The 3,397-nt window shown below is 25.8% G+C and carries 5 protein-coding genes; all 5 read left to right on the top strand.

From position 1 onward, the window contains the following. Positions 1–645, top strand: a 645-nt coding sequence (locus KJQ99_RS08980) for an SLC5/6 family protein (protein ID WP_214150603.1), incomplete at its 5' end; no start/stop codon positions are given. Further along, positions 608–1,402, top strand: a complete 795-nt coding sequence (thiM, locus tag KJQ99_RS08975; RefSeq protein WP_250325691.1) for a hydroxyethylthiazole kinase — start codon at positions 608–610, stop codon at positions 1,400–1,402. The genes KJQ99_RS08980 and thiM, both read left to right, overlap by 38 nt. Next, the gene (locus KJQ99_RS08970) at positions 1,386–2,000 is read left to right on the top strand and encodes a thiamine phosphate synthase (RefSeq protein WP_214150602.1); all 615 of its coding nucleotides are present in this window, start codon (positions 1,386–1,388) and stop codon (positions 1,998–2,000) included. Before thiM ends, KJQ99_RS08970 begins: the two co-directional genes overlap by 17 nt. After that, positions 1,976–2,530, top strand: a complete 555-nt coding sequence (locus tag KJQ99_RS08965; protein WP_214150601.1) for a beta-phosphoglucomutase — start codon at positions 1,976–1,978, stop codon at positions 2,528–2,530. Before KJQ99_RS08970 ends, KJQ99_RS08965 begins: the two co-directional genes overlap by 25 nt. Then, complete coding sequence (thiD, locus tag KJQ99_RS08960) at positions 2,499–3,254, top strand: bifunctional hydroxymethylpyrimidine kinase/phosphomethylpyrimidine kinase (protein ID WP_214150600.1); 756 nt, start codon at positions 2,499–2,501, stop codon at positions 3,252–3,254. Before KJQ99_RS08965 ends, thiD begins: the two co-directional genes overlap by 32 nt. Positions 3,255–3,397 lie beyond the last annotated feature (143 nt).

The following is a 3,397-nucleotide window of genomic DNA, read 5'->3' as shown; positions in this document are numbered from 1 at the left end:
AAAATAAACTTAATAAATGCTATTGAACTAAGTATTGCTATGCCAATTTCTTGGCTTGCATTAGTTGGTGATTATACAAAATATTTTAAAAATCCAATAAAAGATAGTTTAGTAGCTTCAGTCGCGTATTTTCTAGGAAGTTCACTTATGTATATAATTGGATATTTAACCATGAAATACTATAGCGACCTTTCTAGTTTTTTAATCACTTTAAAATTATCAATGTTAATAATATTTTTGATTATTTTTTCAACAATAACAACAACATATTTAGACATTTTTTCAGCTAATGAAAGTATTAAAAATATAAATAATAAATTTGGTAATAAAATTACAATTTTATTAATAATCTTTATCGCTTTATTAATAGCTATTTTTATACCTTTTTCTTTATATGAAAATTTTTTATATACATTAAGTTCAGTATTTTTACCTATGGCATCGGTTATGGTATGTGTATATTGTTTTAAACTAAAAAATTCAGCTAAATTAAATTTTTTAATTTGGTTTATTGGATTTTTAATTTATCAAATACTGATTTATTTTGATTTTTTAGCATCAATTTTAACTTTTTTAATCATTTTAATTTTAACCTTAGGAGGAGAATATGTATCAAAACATTATGCAAAAAACAAGAAATCATAAAACTTTAGTAGAAAGTATTACAAATTATGTAACGATAAATGACTCAGCTAACGCTATTTTAGCCCTTGGTGGCTCACCTATTATGGGAGATTTTTATGAAGAAGTCGGCGAAATTGTTGCAATTAGTAATGCGGTTTTGCTAAATATCGGGCAGTTAAACGAAAATCTAATAAAAGCCCATAAAAACGCAGCCTTAAAGGCAAATGAATTAAATATTCCTATTGTTTTTGACCCCGTTGCAGCAGGAGTTAGTAATGCAAGAAATAATTTATGTAAATATTTAATGCAAAATATAAAATTTTGTGTAATTAAAGGCAATGCAAACGAGATAAATTATCTAGTAAATAAGACATTAAATACAAGTGGCTGCGATAGTAGTGATGAAATAAATCAAAATGATTTAGAAAAATACATTGATTTTGCTAAAAAACATAAAACTATTTTGGTAATCACAGGTAAAAATGATTTTATTATCAGCAAAACGAATGTTTTTATACTAAGCAATGGCTCAGCAATGCAGACAAAAATCACAGGTGCAGGTTGTATGCTAGGCAATATCTTAGCAGTTTTTGTAGGGGCAAATGATGATAAATTAAATTCTGTAATCACAGGTATAAGTGCATTTAACATAAGTGCTGAAATAGCCGAAACTAAAGCAAATGGCACTATGTCGTTTAAAATGCACTTAATTGATGAGTTAAGCAAAATTGATGGAACTACCATAAAAGAAAGGATAAAAATTGAAAAACTTAGATGAAATTTTAAGATTTTATGCAATTAGTGATGATATATACACTAAAGAAGATGAATTATTAGATATTTGTGAGATTTTATTTGATTATGTAACTTGCTTTCAAGTAAGAAATAAAGCGAACAATTATAGCCTTAATACACTTTTAAAATTAAAAAATCTTTGTGAAATAAAAAAAGTAGCTTTAATAATAAACGATGATTTAGAACTTGCAATTAAGCTAAATGCTGATGGTATTCATCTAGGACAAAGTGATATAAACAAAAATCTAAAAATACCAAAAAATATGTTTTTAGGAATAAGTGCAAGTAATTATGAAGAAGCGTTAAAGGGCTTAAAATTAGGAGCAAATTATCTAGGCATTGGAGCAATTTATGAGAGCAATACTAAAAAAGATGCAAAAATGCTAAGCAAAAATGACCTAATAAAAATAGTGCAAGAAATAAACATTCCTAAAGTGGCAATAGGAGGATTAAATTATCAAAATATAGACAATTTAAAAGAATTTAAAATAAAAAATATAGCTTGTATAAGTGCGATTTATGAAAATCAAAATTATAAAGCAAATTGCGAAAAATTATGGAAAAAGATTTCTCTTTTATAATTGACCTTGATGGCGTAATCATTGATAGTGTTGGCTTTTGGCAAGAATTAGCTAATGGATATAATTTAGATGATTTAAGTTTTTATGATGGGCTTAAAAAAATTGATGAATTAAACAAAACTAAATTAAGTAAAAAAATTATTAAAACTTGCATTGATTTTTATAGCAAAGAAGCTAATTTATGTATAGGTGTAAATGAGTTTTTAGCCAAATTTAAAGCTTATAAAAAGTGTATTTATACAGCTAGTCCATTTGCAAAACTTGTTTTAAAAAGATTTGATATTTTAGATGAATTTGTTTTCATTCAAGATGAAAGAAAATATTTAAAAACTACTCAAATAGCTTTAAAAACTTGTATGAATAAGCTGAATACTAATAAATTTATTTTAATTGATGATAGCTTTAAAATAATTGATTTAGCTAATAAAAACGACATTTTTAGCGTTGGAATCAATTGCGAAAATGCAACAATAAATATTAAAAACATAGGAGAATTAAATGAAAAAGATATTAAGTATAGCTGGAAGTGACCCATCTGGTGGGGCTGGGTTGCAAGCTGATATAAAGACAATTCAAGCTCATAAAATGTATGCAATGAGTGTAATTACAGCTCTAACTGCTCAAAATACTAGCGGAGTTTTTGGCGTTTTAAGGGTTGATACAGATTTTATAAAAGCTCAAATAAAAGCTTGTTTTGATGAATGTGAAATAGATTTTATAAAAATCGGAATGCTTTATGATGAAGAAATTATAAATTGTGTTAAAAATACTCTAAATGGATATAGTAAAATCGTATTAGATCCAGTAATGGTATCTACAAGTGGTGCGAGATTGCTTGATGAAAGGGCGATTAATGCTATAAAAGATTTTGCAAAAAATGTTTATTTGATTACTCCAAATTTATATGAAGCTGAAGTTTTATTGGGCGAAAAAATCACAAATGAAAAAGATGCAATAAATGCAGCAAAAAGTCTAGAAAAAACTCTAAATTGTAAGGTTTTGTTAAAAGGTGGGCATTTAAAAGCAAGTGATTTTTTAAGCGAAAATGGTGAAATTACTATTTTTAAAGGCGAAAAAATAAAAAATATTGTAACTCACGGCACGGGTTGTACTCTAAGCTCTGCAATTGCTTGTAATTTAGCTTTAAACGAAGATATTAAAACAGCTTGTAAAAATGCAAAAGATTATGTAAGTAATGCTTTAAAAAATAGCTTTAACTTTAATTACAAAGTAAAATTATTAAATCATTTTTAGCATTATAGTTTTAAGCTTTAATTTTAAAATATGTTTTTTGAAATTAAAGCTCTTAACTCTTCTGGTCTCATTTTTTCTCCTTTTTGAAATTGTAGTGTGAAAAAATGTGAAGAAAAGTAAAAATATAAAAACTTAACTAAAAT

The sequence above is a fragment of the Campylobacter sp. 2018MI13 genome (assembly GCF_018501135.1).
Lineage (GTDB): Bacteria > Campylobacterota > Campylobacteria > Campylobacterales > Campylobacteraceae > Campylobacter_E.
This window is presented reverse-complemented; position numbering and strand designations above follow the sequence as displayed.